This is a genomic window from Roseivivax isoporae LMG 25204 (assembly GCF_000521865.1).
Taxonomy (GTDB): Bacteria; Pseudomonadota; Alphaproteobacteria; order Rhodobacterales; family Rhodobacteraceae; genus Roseivivax; species Roseivivax isoporae.
Map to the genome: position 1 here is coordinate 157,442 of NZ_JAME01000004.1, position 20,603 is coordinate 178,044.

Annotated in this window: 16 protein-coding genes and 1 pseudogene; 10 read left to right on the plus strand and 7 right to left on the minus strand. The window is 70.8% G+C overall.

The genetic code is table 11. The annotated features are described in order from the left end of the window. Positions 1 to 9 precede the first annotated feature (9 nt). The gene (locus RISW2_RS03860; protein ID WP_051491781.1) at positions 10 to 468 is read right to left on the minus strand and encodes a hypothetical protein; all 459 of its coding nucleotides are present in this window, start codon (positions 466 to 468) and stop codon (positions 10 to 12) included. A 191-nt stretch (positions 469 to 659) separates the two neighbouring features. Between RISW2_RS03860 and RISW2_RS03865 the strand changes: the two genes are divergently transcribed. Further along, positions 660 to 1,880 carry a GTP-binding protein gene (locus tag RISW2_RS03865; RefSeq protein ID WP_043766869.1) on the plus strand — a complete coding sequence of 407 codons (1,221 nt, stop codon included), beginning with the start codon at positions 660 to 662 and terminating at the stop codon, positions 1,878 to 1,880. Beyond that, positions 1,877 to 2,113: pseudogene (locus tag RISW2_RS25795) on the plus strand (DUF6525 family protein); the annotation flags it as partial. The gene RISW2_RS03865 and the pseudogene RISW2_RS25795, both read left to right, overlap by 4 nt. A 77-nt stretch (positions 2,114 to 2,190) precedes the next feature. Here RISW2_RS25795 and RISW2_RS03870 read toward each other — a convergent pair. Together RISW2_RS03870 and RISW2_RS03875 are read right to left on the minus strand one after the other, a co-directional pair. Next, positions 2,191 to 3,186, minus strand: coding sequence for a Gfo/Idh/MocA family protein (locus RISW2_RS03870; RefSeq protein WP_043766872.1), 996 nt, complete (start codon positions 3,184 to 3,186; stop codon positions 2,191 to 2,193). 10 nt (positions 3,187 to 3,196) lie between these two features. After that, positions 3,197 to 4,810, minus strand: a complete 1,614-nt coding sequence (locus tag RISW2_RS03875; RefSeq protein ID WP_043766875.1) for a GMC family oxidoreductase — start codon at positions 4,808 to 4,810, stop codon at positions 3,197 to 3,199. Positions 4,811 to 4,955: 145 nt separating this feature from the next. Between RISW2_RS03875 and RISW2_RS03880 the strand changes: the two genes are divergently transcribed. Further along, positions 4,956 to 6,662 carry an ABC transporter substrate-binding protein gene (locus RISW2_RS03880; RefSeq protein ID WP_043766879.1) on the plus strand — a complete coding sequence of 569 codons (1,707 nt, stop codon included), beginning with the start codon at positions 4,956 to 4,958 and terminating at the stop codon, positions 6,660 to 6,662. A 13-nt stretch (positions 6,663 to 6,675) separates the two neighbouring features. Here RISW2_RS03880 and RISW2_RS03885 read toward each other — a convergent pair whose 3' ends face one another. The 4 genes from RISW2_RS03885 to RISW2_RS03900 are packed head-to-tail and all read right to left on the minus strand — an operon-like array spanning position 6,676 to position 11,247. Next, positions 6,676 to 7,803: a Gfo/Idh/MocA family protein gene (locus tag RISW2_RS03885; protein ID WP_043766883.1), complete on the minus strand. Its 1,128-nt coding sequence runs from the start codon at positions 7,801 to 7,803 to the stop codon at positions 6,676 to 6,678. 17 nt (positions 7,804 to 7,820) lie between these two features. Then, the gene (locus RISW2_RS03890) at positions 7,821 to 9,335 is read right to left on the minus strand and encodes a sugar ABC transporter ATP-binding protein (RefSeq protein ID WP_043766886.1); all 1,515 of its coding nucleotides are present in this window, start codon (positions 9,333 to 9,335) and stop codon (positions 7,821 to 7,823) included. Continuing rightward, positions 9,332 to 10,300: an ABC transporter permease gene (locus tag RISW2_RS03895; RefSeq protein ID WP_051491782.1), complete on the minus strand. Its 969-nt coding sequence runs from the start codon at positions 10,298 to 10,300 to the stop codon at positions 9,332 to 9,334. The genes RISW2_RS03890 and RISW2_RS03895 overlap by 4 nt, the downstream gene beginning before the upstream one ends. Next, positions 10,297 to 11,247 (minus strand): ABC transporter permease, encoded by a 951-nt coding sequence (locus RISW2_RS03900; RefSeq protein WP_043766890.1) that lies wholly within the window; start codon positions 11,245 to 11,247, stop codon positions 10,297 to 10,299. The genes RISW2_RS03895 and RISW2_RS03900 overlap by 4 nt, the downstream gene beginning before the upstream one ends. A 263-nt stretch (positions 11,248 to 11,510) precedes the next feature. On the opposite strand from RISW2_RS03900, the gene RISW2_RS03905 reads away from it, so the two are divergent. The 7 genes from RISW2_RS03905 to RISW2_RS03935 all read left to right on the plus strand — a co-directional run bounded on the left by RISW2_RS03905 (position 11,511) and on the right by RISW2_RS03935 (position 20,598). After that, entirely contained in the window at positions 11,511 to 12,500 is a 990-nt protein-coding gene (locus tag RISW2_RS03905; protein ID WP_043766893.1) for a sugar ABC transporter substrate-binding protein, read from the plus strand. Positions 12,501 to 12,764: 264 nt separating this feature from the next. Next, complete coding sequence (kdpF, locus tag RISW2_RS25905; RefSeq protein ID WP_043766897.1) at positions 12,765 to 12,851, plus strand: K(+)-transporting ATPase subunit F; 87 nt, start codon at positions 12,765 to 12,767, stop codon at positions 12,849 to 12,851. Positions 12,852 to 12,860: 9 nt separating this feature from the next. Then, positions 12,861 to 14,564, plus strand: coding sequence for a potassium-transporting ATPase subunit KdpA (gene kdpA / locus RISW2_RS03915; protein ID WP_043766899.1), 1,704 nt, complete (start codon positions 12,861 to 12,863; stop codon positions 14,562 to 14,564). Positions 14,565 to 14,620: 56 nt separating this feature from the next. After that, positions 14,621 to 16,651: a potassium-transporting ATPase subunit KdpB gene (gene kdpB, locus RISW2_RS03920; RefSeq protein WP_043766902.1), complete on the plus strand. Its 2,031-nt coding sequence runs from the start codon at positions 14,621 to 14,623 to the stop codon at positions 16,649 to 16,651. 10 nt (positions 16,652 to 16,661) lie between these two features. Continuing rightward, positions 16,662 to 17,234: a potassium-transporting ATPase subunit KdpC gene (gene kdpC, locus RISW2_RS03925; RefSeq protein WP_043766904.1), complete on the plus strand. Its 573-nt coding sequence runs from the start codon at positions 16,662 to 16,664 to the stop codon at positions 17,232 to 17,234. Then, positions 17,231 to 19,918, plus strand: coding sequence for a sensor histidine kinase (locus RISW2_RS03930; RefSeq protein WP_043766907.1), 2,688 nt, complete (start codon positions 17,231 to 17,233; stop codon positions 19,916 to 19,918). The genes kdpC and RISW2_RS03930 overlap by 4 nt, the downstream gene beginning before the upstream one ends. Next, the gene (locus RISW2_RS03935) at positions 19,918 to 20,598 is read left to right on the plus strand and encodes a response regulator (protein WP_043766909.1); all 681 of its coding nucleotides are present in this window, start codon (positions 19,918 to 19,920) and stop codon (positions 20,596 to 20,598) included. The genes RISW2_RS03930 and RISW2_RS03935 overlap by 1 nt, the downstream gene beginning before the upstream one ends. Positions 20,599 to 20,603: the final 5 nt, after the last annotated feature.

Below are 20,603 nucleotides of genomic sequence, written 5' to 3' on the forward strand. Positions count from 1 at the left end.
CCCGGCCGGTCAGTCGACCGGTTCGGGTGACCGCACGATGTCGGCGAGGAGGGCGAAGGCGGGAACCGCAACATCGGGATCGTTGCCTTCGCAGAGGATCCACAGATGTGCCGCGATTCCCGCGCGATCGCCGCGCAGGGCGGCGCGGAGCGCGTTCATGAAGCTGCGTTCGTTCGCCGAGACGTAGCGTGCGCAATCCGGGCAGTTCGGGCAGTTGAAGCGGAAGGGCGAGCGGCGAACGCGGCGCAGCGTCTGGATCGCGTTCAGCGTGGCGAGCGCGAGGTGTGGGCCGTCGTCGGGCCCGCGCACGGACAGCGCGTGGCCGAAGGCCGCGATCCAGCCCTGCCGCTCGGGGTCGCAGAAGGTCTGGAAGAAATGGCGCGCGACGCGCAGCGCCTCGCGTTCCGCGGGGCTGTAGCCAAGGGTCGCGATCGGCGTGCCGCGGTCGCCGTTGTGCCGATGTGTCATGCCTGGTCCTCCGGGTCGGGCGGGTTCCGCGGCTTGGCGCACCTGGCGGGGAACAAGTCCGACAAAAACTATCAGAAAACTTGGGGCGGGCAAGGTCCGCGTGGGAGGATTGCCGCCGAAGCGTTCGGCGGGGCTTGGCAGCATGCGTCGCTGCAGCTAAACGTTATGATATAACATATGTGAGGAAAGACATGACGCCTTCCGATCCCCGCCTTCCCGTCACGGTGCTGTCCGGTTTTCTCGGGGCGGGAAAGACCACGCTCCTGAACGACGTGCTCAACAACCGCGATGGCCGGCGGGTCGCCGTCATCGTGAACGACATGTCGGAGGTGAACATCGATGCCGACCTCGTGCGCGACGGGGGCGCCGGCCTCAGCCATACCGACGAACGGCTCGTGGAGATGACGAATGGCTGCATCTGCTGCACGTTGCGCGACGACCTGCTCGAAGAGGTGCGGCGGCTCGCGGCGGAAGGCCGGTTCGACTACCTCCTGATCGAATCGACCGGCGTGTCCGAACCGTTGCCGGTGGCCGCGACATTCGAGTTCCGCGACGCCCAGGGCCGCAGCCTGTCGGATGTCGCCCGGCTCGACACGATGGTGACCGTGGTGGACGCGGTGAACCTGCTTCGGGACTATTCGAGCCACGATTTCCTGCGCGACCGGGGCGAGAGCCTGGGCGCGGACGACACGCGCACGCTGGTAGACCTGCTGGTCGACCAGATCGAGTTCGCGGACGTGATCGTCCTGAACAAGGTGACGGAGGCGGGAGAGGACCGCCGCGACGCCGCGCGGCTCATCGTGACGGCGCTCAACCCCGATGCGCGGATCGTCGAGACGGATTTCGGGCGCGTCCCGCCCGGCAGCATCTTCGACACAAGGCTCTTCGATTTCGGGACCGCGCATGACCATCCGCTCTGGGCCAAGGAGCTCTACGGCTTCGCCGAGCACGTCCCGGAGACCGAGGAATACGGCGTGTCGTCCTTCGTCTACCGCGCCCGGCGCCCGTTTCACCCGCAGCGCGTCCACGACGTCCTGAACGGACCCCTGCCGGGAGTGATCCGGGCCAAGGGGCATTTCTGGATCGCGACGCGGCCCGACTGGCTGGCCGAGTTCTCGCTCGCCGGCGCGCTCAGCACGGTCCGGCCCATGGGGCACTGGTGGGCGAGCGTCCCGCGCGAACGATGGCCGGATCATCCGCAGGCGCGGGACTATATCGCGCGCCACTGGCAGGAGCCTTACGGCGACCGCAGGCAGGAACTCGTCTTCATCGGCGCGGGCATGGACCGGGCGGCGATCACCGCCGCGCTCGATGCCGCGCTCACCGGATCGGAGGCGTCCTTCGACCCGCGTGCATGCCCCGACCTCGCCGATCCGTTCCCGGCCTGGCGGCAGGCCCCCGAGGCCGCATGAGCCGCCGAAGCGCGCAGGGCAACGGACGCAGCGCGCTGCGCCGGCGCGCCCGCCGCGGCTGTCCGATGGCGGCATACGACCGGCTGCCCAAAGAACTGCGCGGCTGGCTGCGGGACGCGGTGCTGCCCTGGTCCGCGCGCTCGGCGCTCCGCGCATGGCACTGCGCCCTGCGGCGGGCCAAGGGCGATGCGGGTCGCGCGCTCGGGATCATGTCCGCGATCGAGCAGGGGGCGCTCCGCCGCGACACGCCGCGCATCTGGGGCAGGGGCCACCCCGACGCCCCGGACGCGCACGCGGCGTCGCGGACCCCTCAGCCGAGCGCGATTGTCCGGCCGGTGCGCACGGACTCCGCGCAGGCGAGCGCGATCCCGAGGGCGCGATGCCCGTCCTCGGCCGAGGGCTCGGGCGCCTCGCCCGCGACCAGAGCATCGTGGAAGGCGTCGAGTGCGGCCGAGAAACTCTCGTCGTAGCGTTCGAGGAAGAAGTGCTTGAGCGGTGCGCGGGCCTCGGTCGCACGGCCGCTCCAGCGCACGAGGTCGTCGTCGCGGCGGTTCAGCGTCTGCAGCATCCCGTCCCGACCGAACGCCTCGAGCCGCTGGTCGAATCCGTAGGCGCAGTGCCGGGAATTGTTGACATGCGCAAGCGCGCCCGAGGGGAATTTCAGCGTCGTCATGGTCGCGTCCACGTCGCCGAGCGCCCCGATCCCGGGATCGAACAGGCAGGACCCCGCCGCCTGAACCTCGTGCGGCCATTCGCCGGCGATCCAGCACAAGAGGTCGATGTCGTGGATCGTGGCGTCGACGAAATAGCCGCCCGAGGATTTCACGTAGTCGAGGGGCGGCGGCGCCGGCTCGCGCGACCAGCTCATGAGGAAGGTCAGCGCGCCGATCTCGCCGGCGCGGACGGCGGCGCGCAGGCGCGCGTTTTCGGGATCGAACCGGCGGTTGAAGCCCAGCATGAACGGCACCGGATGCGCGTCGAGGACCGCGCGGCAGCGCTCGGTGCGCTCGAGCGTGCCGTCGAGCGGCTTCTCGCAGTAGATCGCCTTGCCGGCACGCGCGGCGGCGTCGATGTAGTCGAGATGCGTCGCGGTGGGCGTGGCGATGACCACCGCGTCGACCGCCGGGTCGGCCAGCGTCGCGGACAGGTCGTCCGACGGCGTGCCGCCATACATGGCGGCGGCGCGCGCGGCGCCTTCCGGCCGGTGGTTGTAGACCCGGACGAGGTCGAGCCCCGGATGCGCGCCGATCTTCGGCCCGTAGACATGGGCCATCCGGCCGGTGCCCAGAAGTGCGATCCCGATCATCGCGTCCCCCTCATTCCGTCGCGGCGCGGGCGCGGCAATCCTCGAGCACCATGTCGGTGCCCTTTTCCCCGATCATGATCGCGGCCGCGTTGGTGTTGCCCGACACGATCCGCGGCATGATCGAGGCGTCGATGACGCGCAACCCGGCGACGCCGTGGACCCTGAGGCGAGGATCGACCACGGCGCCGTCGGCCGCGGGGCCCATCCGGCAGGTGCCGACCCCGTGCAGGAGCGAAAGCCCGTTCGCCCGGCAATGCGCGAGCAGGTCGTCGTCGGTCCGTGCGTCCTCGCCCGGCGACAGCTCGGCCTCGACGCAGGCGGCCATGGGCTCGGTCCGGCTGATGCGGCGGCCGAACTTCAGCCCGGCGAGCGCCGCGTCGCGATCGGCCTCGGTCTCGAGGAAGTTGAACCGGATGCTCGGCGGATCGGTCGGGCGCGGTCCGCTCAGCCGGCAATGCCCGCGCGCCTCGGGGCGGATATGCTCGGCCAGGATGGTGAAACCCGAGAACGGCCGCGGCCGCAGATCCTCGCCCGTGCACCAGGCCATGAAGGTCACCATCATGTCGGGCGTCGCGATGTGCGGCGCGGTGCGGATGAAGGTGTTGGAATAGTTGCCGTTGTCCGCGAAGGGCCCGGTGCGGAACAGGATGTAGCGCAGCAGCTCGCGCCCGCCGAGGAGCGGGTTGTTGTAGATGTCGTTCACCGTCGACCGCTCGCGCGAGCGGAACTCGAGCCCGATGCCGAAATGGTCCTGCAGGTGCTCGCCCACGTCGGGCATGTGGCGCACCACGTCGATCCCGTGCCCGCGCAGGAGGTCGGCGGGCCCGAGCCCCGAGCGTTGCAGGATCTGGGGCGAGTTGTAGACGCCGCCGCACAGGACGATCTCGCGCGCGGGCCGCGTGACCCGGCGCCCGCCCGGGCCCTTCCACGTGACCGACACCGCGCGTCCGCTCTCGACGCCGATCCGTTCCACGAGCGCGCCGGTGCGGATGTCGATGTTGCGCGCCATCCGTCCCGTCAGGTAGCCGCGCGCGGTGGACCAGCGCCGCGCCCGTCGGGTCGTGGTCTGCACGTAGCCCGTGCCGAGCTGCGCCGCACCGTTGAAGTCGTCGTTGCGGGGACTGCCGAGCGCCTCGGACGCCGCGTGGAACGCCTCGCCCAGCACATGCGGTTCGGGCAGGTCCGACACGGCGACGGGGCCGCCCGTGCCGTGGAACTGGTCGGGACCGCGTTCCTGGTCCTCGCATTTCTTGAAATAGGGCAGCACCTCGGCCCAGGACCAGCCGTCGCAGCCCGCCCGCGCCCAGCCGTCGAAATCCTCGGGCTGGCCCCGCATGTAGATCATGCCGTTGATCGAGCCGGTGCCGCCCAGCACCTTGCCGCGGGGCTGGAACAGCCGCCGCCCGTTCAGGTTCGGCTCGGGTTCGGAGCGGTAGCACCAGTTGACCGTGGGGTTCGCGTAGAGCTTTGCGTAGCCCAGCGGGATGTGGATCCACGGGTTGCGGTCGCGGCCTCCGGCCTCGAGCAGCAGCACCTTGTGGCCGGCATCGGACAGCCGGCCCGCGACCACGCAGCCCGCGGACCCCGCGCCGATCACGACGAAATCGTAACTGCCCTCTTCCATCGCCTGCTCCGCTGCCGCCCTCTTGCGGTCCGACCATCCCACGGGGCAGGGCGGGTCCAGAACGGTCGAAATGTCAGAAATGGACGAAACGGCCCCTGCCGCGGATCGGGCGCGCGCGCTATGCACGGGAAAGGGAGGACAGGTCGTGACGCGCGAGGAACTTTTGCGCGTGCTCGATTTCGTGGACAGCCTGCGCGGCATCGCCGAGACGCGGACGTCGCTGGCCACGACCGATGCGCGCTGGAACATCATCTCCTACGCCATGCGCCGGCACCTCCAGGGGCGGCTCCTGACGGTGACCTCGGTCGCCTCGGCCGCGGGCGTGCCCTACGGGACGGCCATGCGGCGCATCACCGAGCTGACCGACGAGGGCTACCTGCTGCGCCGGCCGCGGTCGAAATCGGGCAAGTCCTTCTCGCTCCACCCCACCCGGCGGCTGATCGAGGAGTTCGAGTCCTACGCGCTCCAGACCAAGGCGCTGGTGGGCAAGACCTTCGGGTTCAACACAGGCGAGGGCGAACTGGGCGATTTCTACTTCGGCGGCGGCTACATGGCATCGCGGATCCTGTCCTATCCCGCGGCCATGCGCGCAGGCATCGGGTTCGAGAACAAGGTGCGCATCCTCAGTCCCGTCGATCCCACCTTCAAGACGCTCAGCGACTTCTCGTCCAACCTGAACGAGCTCTGCGGCACCGAGGTCGAGATCGTGACCATGCCGCTCGACGCGCTGCACGACGAGATCCTCGACAATCACGGGCGCGGCGCGCGACGCTACGACCTCGTCGCCGTGGATCTGCCGTGGATCGGCCAGCTGGCGAGCGCGGGCGCGATCGAGCCGCTCGACGACCTGCTCGTGCGCCACCGCTACAACGCTTCGGATTTCCATTCGGCGGCGTGGAAGGGATCGGCCTTCGACGGGCGGCATTACGGCCTGCCGATCCAGCCGACCCCGGAGCTTCTGTTCTGCCGGCAGGATCTCTTCGACGAGGTGGGCCTGTCGCTGCCGACCTCGGCCGAGGAGGTGCTGTTCGCCGCCCGCGCGCTGCACCGCTCGGCCATGAATCTCTCGGGCATCGTGATGAATTTCGGCCGCGGGCTGCCGGTCGCGCACAGTTTCGTGCAGACGCTGGCCGATTTCGGGCAGCCGGTGATCGACCTCGCCCCGGTCGTCGGCGGCGACTACGACGTGACCGCGATCCGGGGCACGAACTGCCGCCCGATGATCGACACCGAGGCCGGTCACGAGGCGGCGGACTTCCTCCTGAGCCTCCTGCCCTACGCGCACCGCGACAGCCTGAAATGCAACTGGGACCGGCGGATCGCGCTCTATGCCCGCGGCCACGCGGCGATGACCTATGGCTGGACCATCCGCGCGGGCATGTTCGAGGCAGACGCCGCCTCGCCCGCGCAGGGCCGCACCGCCTACCTGGCACACCCGCCGGGCAATGGCGCGCGCAGCGTGTCGCCCATTGGCGGCTTTTCCCTCGCGATCCCCACCGGACTCGATGCCGCGTGCCTGCAGCGGGCGTGGAAGATGCTCGAATACCTGACGCGGCCCGAGATGCTGAAATGGTACGTGCTGAACGGCAACCCGACCTCGCCGCGCTTCTCCACCTCGGCCGATCCCGAGGTGCAGGCGGCCTCGCCGGTCATCAAGCAGGTCGACGCCATGGAGCGCCGGGGCGAGCTGCAGATCTGGCCGCGGCCGCCGGTGCCGGAATTCCACGAACTCCTGTGCATCGTCGCCGAGGAGATCCATCCAATGCTCTGCGGCGAGGTGCCGGTGGCGCAGGCGCTGCGCAACGCGCAGAACCGCGGCGACGCGCTGATGCGCGCGAACGGGCGCTACTAGCGGGGCGGGTACCTCAGGGTGGCAGGACGTCCTCCCAGCCGCCCGAGGCCGAGGACCGCTGCATCGCCTCGACCGTCTCCTGCACCGCCAGCGCCTCGCGGAAGTCGGGATAGAGGACGCCTTGGCCGGCGATGCCGCGGATCAGGTCCGCCACCTCGATCACCTTGAGGTCGTTGAAGCCCAGGTGATGACCCGGCGCGGGACAGAAGGCGCCATAGGGCGGATGGTCGGGCCCCGCCTCGATCCGGGTGTAGCCCTGCCGGCCCGGCCGCGCGGACCAGAGCAGCAATTCGTTCATCCGCTCCTGCGAGAACGCGACGGCGCCGCGCGTGCCGGTGATCTCGAAGGACAGGTCCATGGTCCGACCGGTCGCCGCCCAGTTCGCCTCGATGCTGCCCGCGGCGCCGTCCTCGAAGGTGACGAGCGCGTGCGTCATGTCGTCGACCTCCACCGGCGCGCGCTCGGCGCTGCCGGGATGCACGGGCCGCGTCCGGTGGATCGTCGTGCAGGCGGCCGAGGTCCGCAAAATCGGCCCGACGAGATGGCGCGCGAGGGACACGATGTGGCTGCCGATATCCGCCGCGGCGCCACCGCCCGCGGGATCGGTGCGGAAGGAATGCGGCGCGTCGGGATCGGCCATGTAGTTCTCCGCGTGCCGGCCGCGGAAGCCGGTGATCCGGCCGATCTCGCCCGCGGCCACGATGTCGCGCGCGAGCCGGATCATCGGGTTGCGCAGGAAGTTGAAGCCGACGAGCGTGGGCACGCCCGCCGCCTCGGCGGCCTGCATCATGGTGCGCGCCGAGGCCGCGGTGGTCGACAGCGGCTTCTCGCAATAGACCGCCTTGCCGCCCGCGATCGCGGCAAGCACCACGGGTTCGTGCAGCGCGTTGGGCGCCGTCACGGCGACCACGTCGACCTCCGCGTCCGTCACGAGCGTCCGCCAGTCGCCCGTCGCGCGGGCAAAGCCCAGGGCCGCGGCACTGGCCGCTGCCGTCTCTGGCGTTGCATCGGCAAGAAGGCGCGCCACCGGCCGGCGTGGCAGGTCGAAGAGCCCCGACACCGCGCGGAAGGCATTGGCATGGCAGCGCCCCATGAAGCCCGCGCCCACGAGCCCGATCCCGATCTCCGGCTTGTCCGCCATGGTTTCCGTCCTTTCCGTCATTCCGCCGCCGAGGGCAGCGCGGCGGGGCCCGCCGACACCGCGCCGATCAGCGTTTCCTCGGTCATCTCGTCGCCGGTGAAGCTGCCGGTGATCCGCCTGTCCGCCATGGTCAGGATACGGTGGCTGACCCCCAGCACCTCGGGCATCTCCGACGAGATGACGATCACCGCGAGCCCCTGTTCGGCCAGCCCGGCGATCAGCTCGTGGATCGCCGACTTGGACCCCACGTCGATGCCGCGCGTCGGCTCGTCGAGGATCACGAGCCGCGGCTCGGCGCAGAGCCACTTGGCCAGCACGAATTTCTGCTGGTTGCCCCCCGACAGGAGGCCCACCGGCTGGTCGGGCCCGGTGGTCTTGATCGACAGCTCGTCGCGGAAGCGGTCGAAGACGCGCGTCTCCGCGCCCGGGCGCATCACGCCGAGCGTCGAGAAGCGCGCGAGATGCGGCAGGGTGATGTTGTCGCGGCCCCCGAGACCCAGCACCAGACCCTGTTCCTTGCGGCTTTCGGGCACGAGCGCGAGGCCGAGGTCGACCGCCTGTCGCGGCGTGGGCAGCGGGATCTCGCGGCCGCGCCAGCGCATCCGTCCGGCGCTGGCCCGGCGGATGCCGAAGATCGCCTCGACGAGCTCGGACCGCCCGGCGCCGACCAGCCCGTAGAGGCCCAGCACCTCGCCCGCGCGCACCGACAGGTCGACCCCGTGCACGAGGCCCGGCACGTGCAGCCCCTCGATGCCCAGCGTCTCCTCGCCGAAATCGGCGCGGGCGCGGTGGAAGTAGCTCGACAGGTCGCGCCCGATCATCATCCGCGTGATGCTGTCCACATCGGTCGCGGCAGTCTCGACCGTGCCCTGCACCGTGCCGTCGCGCAGGACCGTGATGCGGTCGGTGATCGAGAAGATCTCGTCCATCTTGTGGCTGATGTAGACGATGCCGACGCCCTGCGACCGGAGCTGCGCCACCGTCGCGAAGAGCTGCGCGCGCTCCGCCTCGGTCAGCGACGCGGTCGGTTCGTCGAAGATCACGAGGTTCGCGTTGAAGGCCTGCGCGCGGGCGATCTCGACCATCTGCTGGCGGGCGATCGACAGCGTGCCCACGCGCACGTCCGGCCCGAAATCGCAGCCGAGCGCCTCCAGCGCGGCCGCTGCGGCCTCGCGCATGGCGCGCTTGCGCAGGATGCCGAAACGGTTGGTGGGCCAGGCGCCCAGGTAGATGTTCTCGGCCACCGAAAGTTCCGGCGACAGCGACAGCTCCTGGTGGATCAGGAGAATGCCGCGGGTGCGCGCGTCGAGCGGCGAGGCGATGGCGACCTCGCGGCCGTGATGGACGATGCGCCCGGCATCGGGCTGGTGCAGGCCCGCGAGCACCTTCATCAGGGTCGACTTGCCAGCGCCGTTCTCGCCGACGAGCGCGTGCACCTCGCCGGGGCGGACGTCGAAGCTCACGTCGGAGAGCGCGCGCACGCCCGGGAAGGTCTTGGTGATGCCGGCGACGGTCAGGATCGGGGTGGTCATCGCGCGCCCTCCCGCGTCAGGAGCGCCCGGTCGAGCGCCAGCGCCAGCAGCAGCACGCCGCCCATCACCATCAGCTCCACGTAGTTCGGCGTGTTGAGAAGCCGGAGCCCGTTGCGCAGGACGGCGAGCGTGAGCACCCCGCCCACGGTCATCCAGAGACTGCCGTAGCCCCCCGAGAGCCGGGTGCCGCCGAGGACCACGGCAATGATGGTCCAGAGCTCCCAGATCCGGCCGGCATTGGGTTCGGCCGTGCCGAGCCGCATGGACAGCAGGATCCCCGCGACCGCCGCCATGGTTCCGCAGATGGTGAAGTTGACGATCTTGTGCCGCTTCACGTTGATCCCGGCATCGTGGGCGGCGGCGACGTTGTCGCCCACCGCGTAGGTCTCGCGGCCGTGGCGCGTGTTGGTCAGCAGCCACTGGAACGCGGCGGCGAGCCCGAAGAACACGAGCGCCGTCAGCGAGAGCGGTCCGAGATAGACCTCGGCGATCTCGGTATAGGCAAAGTCCTCGACCATCAGGGCGTTCTCGCCGGTGTAGACGAAGACGAGGCCGCGGATGCCGATCAGCGCGCCGAGCGTGACGACGAAGGAATGCATGCCCGACAGCGCGACGACCAGCCCGTTGAGGAGCCCGAGCCCCGCCCCGGCGAGAAGGGCCGCGATCACCGCGGGCCATGTGCCGATCGAGGTCTGCAGGCCGATGGCCAGCGCGCAGGACAGCGCGAGCGTCGCGCCGACGCTGAGGTCGATCTCTCCGTTCAGGATGACGAGCGTCATGCCGACCGCGAGGATGCCGATGAACGCGCCCTGCGTCAGCAGGTTGCCGAGGTTGTTCACGGTCAGGAAATAGGGGCTGGCGAACGAGAACACGGCGACGGTCAGGGCGAGGAAGACCCAGATGTGGTTGCGCATGATCCAGTCGCCGGCGGCGACGGCCCGGCGCGGGGTTTCGGCGACGCTCATGCGAGGATCCTCCCGCGCTTGGCGCCGAGGTCGATCCACACGGCGAGGATGATGATGCCCCAGGTCACGAGCCATTGGACGTAGTAGGGATATCCCATGAGCAGGAGCCCGTTCTGGATGAAGCCCAGCATGGCGACGCCCAGCACCGTGCGCCCGATGCTGCCCGACCCGCCGAGCAGCGACGTGCCCCCGAGGATCACGCCCGCGAGCACCGTCAGCTCGTAGCCCTGGCCGATCGTGTTCTGCGCCCCCATCACGCGGCTGCCCATGATGATCGCGGCGATGGCGGTGGTCAGTCCCGACAGGCAGTAGGCGGCAAAGACCACGAGCCGCGCGTCGATGCCCGAATAGGTGGCCGCCGTCTCGTTGCCGCCGACGGCAAAGATCGCGCGGCCGAACCGCGTGCGCTTCAGGACGAAGGCGAGGACCGCGGCGCTGAGCGCGAAGATCACCACCGGCGCGGGGATGCCCCAGAGGCTGCCGCGCCCGAAGGCCGCGAACCACGTCGTCCCGTCGGCCACGTTCACGTTCGAGCCGCCGGAATAGGCCAGCGTCAGGCCCTGCAGGAACGACAGCATCGCCAGCGTGACGATCAGCGCGTTGAGCCGGAACACTCCCACGAGAAGCCCGTTCCAAGCGCCCGCCGCAAGCCCCGCGAGCAGCGTCACGAGGATGGCGAGGCCGGGGCCGAAGGCGTTCGTGCGGTCGACGACGATCACCGTCAGGAGCGTGAGCATCGAGCCGACCGACAGGTCGAGCCGTCCCGCCACCACGACGAAGGTGACGCCGAGCGCCATCATCCCGATGATCGACACCTGCCGGAGCACGTCGAGCACGTTGCTCGGTGTCAGGAACGCCTCCGCCTGCACCGCGACGAGCGCGAGAAACAGCGCGAAGGCGACGAGCAGCCCGTGCCGGCGCAAGAGCGCGGCGAAGTGTAGCGACATAGGTGGTCCTCCCTCTTCCGGGGATCTTCCATGGAGGGGGCCGACGGAGACAGGGCGGAGACGTCCATTTTGGACGAAACCGCCCGGCGCCTGCCGTGCGGGTCGCGGACATGGCCCTATTCGCGGGGCGCGCGCGGCGGCCGGGACGGGCGCCGGTCCCGAAGCGGTCAGTTTTGGACATCTGCGGCGTTGAGCGGAGCGCCCCGCCGCAGATCATGGGACGGGACGCGTCGGCACGGCGCGGACGCAGAGGGAGGAACGGAATGAAACTTCATGCACTCATCGCCGGCGCGCTGGCGCTCGCGGCCGGCACCACGGCCGGCCACGCGCAGGACGCGGCCCCCGAGTGGCTGGGCGGCGCGCTGAAGAAGCCGCTGTCGGAGACGCGGATCGGGATCACGGTGCTCTATCCCGGGTCCAACGCCTACCAGGCGAAATATGCCGAGACGGCCGAAGCCTACACCGCCGAGCTCGGGCTCGATGCGACGGTGATGGACCCGCAGGGCGATCCCGCGACGCAGTTCAACCAGATCCAGGACATGTCCTCTCAGAACATGGACGCGATCGTGGTCTGGCCCACCTCGCAGAACGCGCTGATCCCGGCGATCGGCGGCGCCTCGCGCGCGGGCATCCCGGTCATCACCTCGAATTCGCCGATCGGCGAGGGCGGCCGGCGCTACGTGGCGGCGCATACCGGCCCCGACGACTGCATCCAGGCGGAACAGTCGGCCGAGATGCTGGGCGAGGCGCTCGGCGGCTCGGGCGAGATCGTGGTCGTCGAGGGGACCCCCGGCTACACCGTGTCGATCCTGCGCAAGAACTGCTTTCTCGACCGGCTCGCCGACGCCTATCCCGACGTGACCATCCTCGAGAGCCAGCCGGCCGACTGGAACCGAGAGCGGGCGCAGACTGTGATGGAGACGTTCCTGACCAAGTACGGCGACGAGATCGACGGCGTCTACGCCTTCGACGACGGCATGGGCCTGGGCGTCGTGTCGGCGCTGAAGGGCGCGGGCAAGCAGCCGGGCGACGTGAAGGTGGTGACTTGCAACCAGTTCGGCGAGGGCTGGGACCAGATGCGCGAGGGCTGGATGACCGGCACCAACAAGCAGTCGCCGGTCGACGACGCGATCCTCGCCATCCAGACGGCGGTGAAGGTCGCGAACGGCATCGAGGTGCCCGAGACCCAGAAGATCGACACCCCCAAGGTCACGCCCGACAACGTCGACGCGTTCGAGCGTCCGAGCTGGTGAGGCGCCGCCGGACCGGCCCCTGACGGCCGGCCGCGCCCTCCTCCCCGGTCCGCCATGTGCGGGCCGGGCGATCCTTACACGGTCCTTACGCGTGCCCGCGGCCTTCCGCATGGCGCCCTTACGCGTCCCGGTCGCACATGTCTGCCATCCGCCAGACTGGAGCATGCGATGACCGACCTTCTCTATCTCTCCCTCGGGCTTCTGACCTTCGGCGCCTTCGCCGTGGCGATCCCTGCCATCGGCCGGCTCTGAGGAGACGCTCCCATGTTCGATATCGTCCTGGGCCTCGCCGTGGCGGCGGGGCTGCTCGGCTACCTGGTCGCGGTCCTGCTGCGGCCGCAGAAATTCTGAGGCGGGCCCATGTCACCCGATATCCTGGGCCTCGTCGTCTTCCTGGTCGCGCTCGTGGCGCTGGCGCTGCCGCTCGGCCGCCACATGGCGCGGGTCTACTGCAACGAGCGCACCCTGCTCACGCCGGTCCTGGCGCCGGTCGAGGGCGCCATCTACCGCATCGCGGGCATCCGCGCGGGCGAGGGGCAGTCGTGGCGCGCCTACGCCGCCGCGGTCATCGCCTTCAACGCGGCGGGCTTCGTGGTCCTCTACGCGATCCTGCGGCTGCAGGGCGTCCTGCCGTGGAACCCGGCCGGGATCGGGCCCATGGCGCCCGACCTCGCGTTCAACACCGCGGTGAGCTTCACCACCAACACCAACTGGCAGGCCTATTCCGGCGAAGCGCAGCTGTCGCATTTCAGCCAGATGGTCGGGCTCACCGTGCAGAACTTCGTCTCTGCGGGGACCGGCATGGCCGTGGCCGCGGCGGTGATCCGCGGCTTTGCGTGCCGCGGCGACGGCCGGCTCGGCAACTTCTGGGCCGACCTCACGCGCTCGGTGCTCTACGTGCTCCTGCCGCTGTCGATCGTGGTCGCGCTGATCCTCGCGGGGCAGGGCGTCGTGCAGACGCTGTCAGGCCCCGTGACCGCCGCCACGCTCGAGGGCGCGGAGCAGGTGATCGCGCGGGGTCCCGCGGCGAGCCAGGTCGCGATCAAGCAGCTCGGCACCAATGGCGGCGGCTTCTTCGGCGTGAACTCCGCGCACCCGCTCGAGAATCCGACCGTGGTCTCGAACATGGTGCAGGCGCTCTGCATCCTGCTGATCCCCGTCGCCTTCTGTGTCACATACGGCCGGATGGTGGGGGACCGTCGGCAGGGTGCCGCGCTCTTCGCGGCGATGGGCATCCTGTTCGTCGCGGGACTCGCGCTCGTCACCTGGTCCGAGGCCGCGGGCAACCCGCTCGTCGCGCAGGTCGCGGGCACCGACGGCCCGAACCTGGAGGGCAAGGAGATGCGCTTCGGCGCGACGCTCTCGGCGCTCTGGGGCGCGGCGACGACCGCGGCCTCGAACGGGTCGGTGAACGCCATGCACGACAGCTTCATGCCGCTCTCGGGGCTCGTGTTCCTCGTCAACATGATGATCGGCGAGGTCATTTTCGGCGGGGTCGGCGCGGGGCTCTACGGCATGCTCCTCTACGTGGTGCTGGCCGTGTTCCTCGCCGGGCTCATGGTCGGGCGCACGCCCGAATATCTCGGCAAGAAGATCGAGGCGAAGGAGGTGAGCCTCGCCGTCCTCGCCTTCCTGTCCATGCCGCTCGGCATCCTCGTGCTCGCCGCGGTGTCGGTCCTCGTGCCGCAGGCGTTGGCGGCGGTGCAGGAGGTCGGCCCCCACGGACTGTCCGAGGTGCTCTATGCCTACGCCTCGGCCACCGGCAACAACGGGTCGGCCTTCGCGGGCTTCGGCGCGGCGGACCCGGTCCACACGACGCTGCAGGGGATCGCCATGCTGCTCGGCCGCTACGCGATCATCGTGCCCATGTTGGGAATCGCCGGTGCGCTTGCGGTCAAGGTCCCGGCCGCGCCCACGGCGGGCAGCTTTCCCACCCATGGGCCGCTCTTCGTCGTGCTGCTGATCGTGACCGTCGCGATCCTGGGCGGGCTCACCTTCTTTCCGGCGCTGGCCCTGGGCCCGCTTGCCGAACAGGTGAGCCTCTCCGCCGGCACGACCTTCTGAGCCAGGATCGGGGCCACCGCCGGGCCCCGTCCCCGCATCGTCCAAGGATGTCAGACATGTCCCGAACCGACACGGCCGCCCCCCGCGGCCTCTATGCCACCGCGGCGCGACAGAGCGTCGCCAAGCTTTCGCCCCGCCTGCTCGTCCGCAACCCGGTGATCTTCGTGACCGCGATCGTCGCGGCGATGACGACGATCCTCGCGCTGCGAGATCTCGTCGCGGGGCCCGCCGGCGCCGTGATCCCGCAGATCGCCGCCTGGCTCTGGGTCACCGTCCTCTTTGCCAATTTCGCCGAGGCGCTGGCCGAGGGGCGCGGCAAGGCGCGAGCCGACACGCTGCGCGCCACGGGCCGGGAGACGCGGGCGCGCCGCCTCGCCGCGGCCGACGCCGACCATGCGGGCGCCGAGACCGTGTCCTCGACCGAGCTGCGCGCGGGCCAGTTCGTGCTGGTCTCGGCCGGCGACGTGATCCCGGCCGACGGCGAGGCCGTGGCAGGCGTCGCGTCGGTGAACGAAAGCGCCATCACCGGAGAAAGCGCGCCAGTCATCCGCGAGGCGGGCGGCGACCGGTCCTCGGTCACGGGCGGAACCACCGTCGTGTCGGACTGGCTCGTGGTCCGCGTGACGGCCGAACCCGGCAAGAGCTTCATCGACCGCATGGTCGCGCTCGTCGAGGGCGCCGAGCGGCAGAAGACCCCGAACGAGATCGCGCTTTCGATCCTCTTGACCGGCCTCACGCTGATCTTCCTCTTCGTCGTCGTGACGCTCGAGCCCTTCGCGCGGTATTCCGGCACGTCGATCCCGGCCGCCTTCCTCGCGGCGCTCTTCGTGACGCTGATCCCCACGACCATCGGCGGGCTCCTGTCGGCGATCGGCATCGCCGGCATGGACCGGCTGGTGAAGGCGAACGTGATCGCCAAGTCCGGCCGTGCCGTCGAGGCGGCGGGCGACGTGGACGTGCTGCTGCTCGACAAGACCGGCACGATCACCTTCGGCAACCGCATGGCCGATGCCGTCCTGCCGGCGCCGGGCGTGAGCGAGGCGCGGCTCGCGCAGGCGGCGTGGCTGGCCTCGCAGGCGGACGACACCCCCGAGGGCAAGTCGATCGTCGCGCTGTCCGCGCGCCTTCTCGGCGGCGACCTGCCGCACGCAGCCATCGCCCGGCATGTGGCGTTTTCCGCGCAGACGCGTCTTTCGGGCGTCGACCTCGACGGGGGCGCACAGGTCCGGAAAGGCGCCGCGGACGCCATCATGGGTCACACGGGCACCGAGCCCGGCGCGATCCTTGCCGCCAATGTCGAGAACATCGCCCGGGCGGGCGGCACGCCGCTCCTCGTGAGCCAGGGCACCGAAATCCTCGGGGTCATCCACCTCAAGGACATCATCAAGCCCGGGGTGCGCGAACGCTTCGCCCAGCTGCGCGCCATGGGCGTGCGGACGGTCATGATCACCGGGGACAACCCGCTGACCGCCGCCGCCATCGCCGCCGAGGCCGGCGTCGACGATTTCATGGCCGAGGCCACGCCCGAGGCCAAGCTCGAGCGCATCCGCGCCGAGCAGCAGGAGGGCCGGCTCGTCGCCATGTGCGGGGACGGCTCGAAAGACGCGCCGGCGCTCGCGCAGGCGGATGTGGGCGTCGCGATGAACTCGGGCACGCAGGCGGCCAAGGAGGCGGGCAACCTCATCGACCTCGACAGCGACCCGACGAAGCTCATCGAGATCGTGATGGTGGGCAAGCAGCTCCTGATCAGCCGCGGCGCGCTCACCACGTTCTCGATCGCCAACGACGCCGCGAAGTACTTCGCGATCCTGCCCGCTCTGTTCCTCGGCGCCTATCCCGGGCTCGCCGCGCTGAACTTCATGGGGCTTTCGAGCCCCGAGAGCGCGATCCTGTCGGCGGTGATCTTCAACGCGCTGGTGATCGTGGCGCTCATTCCGCTTGCGCTCCGCGGCGTGCGCTACGCGCCGGCCTCGGCTTCGGCGCTCCTGCGCAACAACCTGCTGGTCTACGGGCTCGGCGGCCTCGTCGCGCCGTTCCTCGGGATCAAGGCGATCGACATGATCGTCGTCGCCCTCAACCTCGCATAAGGTGACCGCCATGTTCGCGATCCTCCGACCCGCGCTGTCGATCCTGGCGCTGATGACCCTCCTGACCGGGGTGGCCTATCCGCTGGCCATCACCGGGATCGCGCAGGCCGCGATGCCGGCCCGCGCGGCCGGCAGCCTGATCGCGCGCGACGGCGTGGTGGTGGGCTCCGCGCTGGTCGGGCAGGCCTTTCGGGGCGCGGGCTACCTGCACCCGCGCCCGTCCGCCACGGATTTCGACGCCGCCGCAGCCGGCGCCTCGAATCTCGGGCCGAGTGCGTCCGCGCTCCTCGCGGCCGTCGCGGGCCGGGCCGAGGCGTGGCGCCGCGCGACGGGGCAGGACCGGGTGCCGCTCGACGCGGTGACCGCCTCGGCCAGTGGGCTCGACCCGCACGTGTCGCCCGCGAACGCGCGCGCGCAGGCCGCGCGGATCGCCGAGGCCCGCGGCGCGCCGCGGGCACGGGTGCTTGCGATCATCGACGCCGCGACGACCGGGCCGTGGCTCGGCCTGTTCGGCACGGCGCATGTCGACGTGCTGGCGGTGAACCTCGCGCTCGACGCGGAATATCCCGGAGGTGCCGAGTGACCGACGCTTCCGATCCCCGGCCCGATCCCGACGCGCTCCTCGAGGAGGCGGCGGGCGAGGGGCGCGGACGGCTCAAGATCTTCCTCGGCGCGGCGCCCGGTGTCGGCAAGACCTACGCCATGCTCGAGGCCGCCCGGAGACGGGCGGCCGAAGGCGTGGACGTGGCCGCGGGCGTGGTCGAGACGCACGGGCGGGGCGAGACCGAGGCGCTGCTGGCGGGGCTCGAGGTGCTGCCGAAGCGCGCGCATTTCTACCGCGAGCGCATCCTGCACGAGATGGACCTCGAGACGCTGATCGAGCGGCGGCCCCGCCTCGCGCTGATCGACGAGCTCGCGCACACGAACGTGTCGGGCAGTCGCCACGAGAAGCGCTGGCAGGACGTGGAGGACGTGCTCGCCGCGGGGATCGACGTCTACACCACGCTGAACGTGCAGCATCTCGAGACGATGAACGACCGCGTCGCGCGCATCTCCGGCGTGAAGGTGCGCGAGACGGTGCCCGACCACATGCTGGAACAGGCCGACGAGATCGAGCTGATCGACCTGCCGCCCGAGGACCTGCTCGACCGGCTGCGGGCGGGCAAGGTCTACGTGCAGGACCAGGCGGCGCGCGCGGTCCAGAACTTCTTCACCAAGGGCAACCTCACGGCGCTGCGCGAGCTCGCCATGCGCGCCGCCGCCGACAGGGTCGACGCGCAGCTCATGCGGCACATGCGGTCGACCGCGACGAGCGGTCCCTGGCCGGTGCAGGAACGCATCCTCGTCTGTCTCGACGACGGCCCCATCGCCCGCGAGGTCGTGCGCGCCGGCAAGCGCATGGCGGACCGCGCGCGGGTCGGCTGGACCGCGGTGCACGTGGCGACCGATCGCAGCGACCGCATGAGCGAGGAGGAACGCGACCGGCTGGCCGGCGCCATGCGGCTGGCCGAACGGCTCGGCGCCGAGACGACGACGCTGCGCGAGGGCGAGGGTGGCAGCGTCGCGGCGACCATCCTCGACCACGCGCGGCGCATCAACGCGAGCCGCATCGTGCTCGGGCGGCGGCGGTCGCGGCGCGCCCGCCCTGCATTCCTGGCCGAGGACGTGGCGGGCGGCGTCGTCGCAAGGGCGCGGGATTTCGAGGTCACGCTGATCGCCGACCCGCCGCACGAGCAGGCGCGGGGCCGGCGGCGCCTGCCCCGCTGGCAGCCGCAGGCGCAGGGCGGCGCCTATCTGCGCGCGGGGGTCATCATGGCGGGCTTCACCGTCGCGGCGCTCGCGCTCGAGACGGTGCTGCCGGTGACGGCGCTGTCGCTGGTCTTCATGACCGGTGTGATCGTGGTGGCCTCGATCCACGGGCTCGGGCCATCGATCGCGGCCTCGGCGCTCGGCTTCGTCGCCTACAACTTCGTCTTCACCGAGCCGCGCCTGACCTTCCGTGTCATGCGCGAGGCGGAACTGGTGACGCTCGGGCTCTTCCTCGTGGCCTCGATCGTGACGGGCAACCTCGCCGCCCGGCTCAGGGCGCGGGCCCTCGCGTTGCGCGACAGCGTCGAGCGCACCACGGTCCTGCACGATTTCGCCCGCCGCATCGCGGTGGCGCCCTCGTCCGAGGCGGTGGCGCGCGCGGGCGTGGAACAGGTCGCGGCGGCAATGGGGCTCGACGCGCTGGTGCTGCGCCGGGTGGGTACGCGCACCGACGTCGTCGCCGCCGAACCCGAGGCCGAACCGCTCGACATGCGCGACCGGACCGCGGCGCGCTACACGCTCGAGAAGGGCGAGGCCTCGGGGTGCGGGACCGACACGCTGGCCGCGAGCCGCTGGCTGTTCCTGCCGGTGCGCGCCTCGGACGACACGCTGGCCGTGCTGGCGGTGCGCGGGCCCGGCGAGCGCGGCATGAACGCCGAGGATCGCCGGCTCCTCGAGGCGTTCGCGAGCCAGCTGGCGCTGGCCTTCGAGCGCACCGATCTCAACGACGCGCTCGAGGCCGCGCGGCTCTCTTCCGAAACCGAGCGGCTGCGCGCGGCGCTTCTGTCCTCGGTCAGTCACGACCTGCGCACGCCGCTTGTCACCATCATCGGGGCAGCCTCGACGCTGACCGACGACGCGGTCGGCTACACGCCCGGCACGCGGCGCGAACTGGCCGAGACCATCCGCGAGGAGGGCGAGCGCCTCGACCGCTACATCCAGAACCTGCTCGACATGACCCGGCTCAGCCACGGTGCCCTGACGCCGCGCCGCGTCGCTGCGGACCTGTCCGAGATCGTCGGCAATGCCCGGCGGCGGCTGCGGTCGGATCTCGCGCGTTTCGCGGTCGAGATGCGACTGCCGCCGACGATGCCGGCCATCGACGTCGACCCGATCCTGATCGAGCAGGTGCTGGTCAACGTGCTCGACAACGCGGCCAAGCATGCGCCCGACGGATCGGTCCTGCGCCTGTCGGCGCGGGTCGACGGGCCCGCGGTGGAGCTTGCGATCGCGGACGAGGGGCCCGGCATCCCGCCCGAGGCGCGGCGGCTCATCTTCGAGATGTTCTACCGCGTCAGCACGGGCGACGCGCAGCGCGCGGGAACCGGGCTCGGGCTTGCCATCGCGCGCGGGATCATCGAAGCCCATGGCGGGACCATCCGGGCCGAGGCCACCACGCGGGAGGGCAGCGGCACCACCATCGTGGTCCGCCTGCCGCTCGCCAACCCGGAGCTCTGATGGCGCGTATCCTAGTCGTCGACGACGAACACCAGATCCGGCGCTTCCTGCGCATCGCGCTTGAAGCCGAGGGGCATACCGTGATCGAGGCGGCGACCGCCCGGCAGGGCATCGCGCAGGCCGCGACCGCGTCGCCCGACGTGCTGATTCTCGATCTCGGCCTGCCCGACCGCGACGGCAAGGAGGCGCTGCGCGAGATCCGCCGCTGGTCGGACGTGCCGGCGCTCGTGCTCTCGGTCCGCTCGGACGAGAGCGAGAAGGTCGCGGCGCTCGACCTCGGCGCACAGGATTACGTGACGAAGCCCTTCGGGACCCGCGAGCTGCTGGCGCGGCTGCGCGGGCTGGTGCGCGACCGCGGCCCGGACCGCGAGACCACCGCGCGGATCGAGATCGGCGGGCTCGTCCTCGACGCGGCGGCGCATTCGGTGCAGCTCGACGGGCGCCAGATCGCGCTGACCCCCAAGGAGTTCGACCTGCTCTGGTTGCTGGCCTCGCATGCGGGCCGGCTCGTGACGCAGCGGATGGCGCTGCAGACCGTCTGGGGACCCGCGCATGCCGAGGACAGCCAGTACCTGCGCGTCTTCGTGCGGCAGCTGCGCGCAAAGCTCGGTGACGACGCGGCCGACCCGGTCTGGATCTTCACCGAACCGGGGATCGGCTACCGTTTCCGCGAGACGTGAGGCGG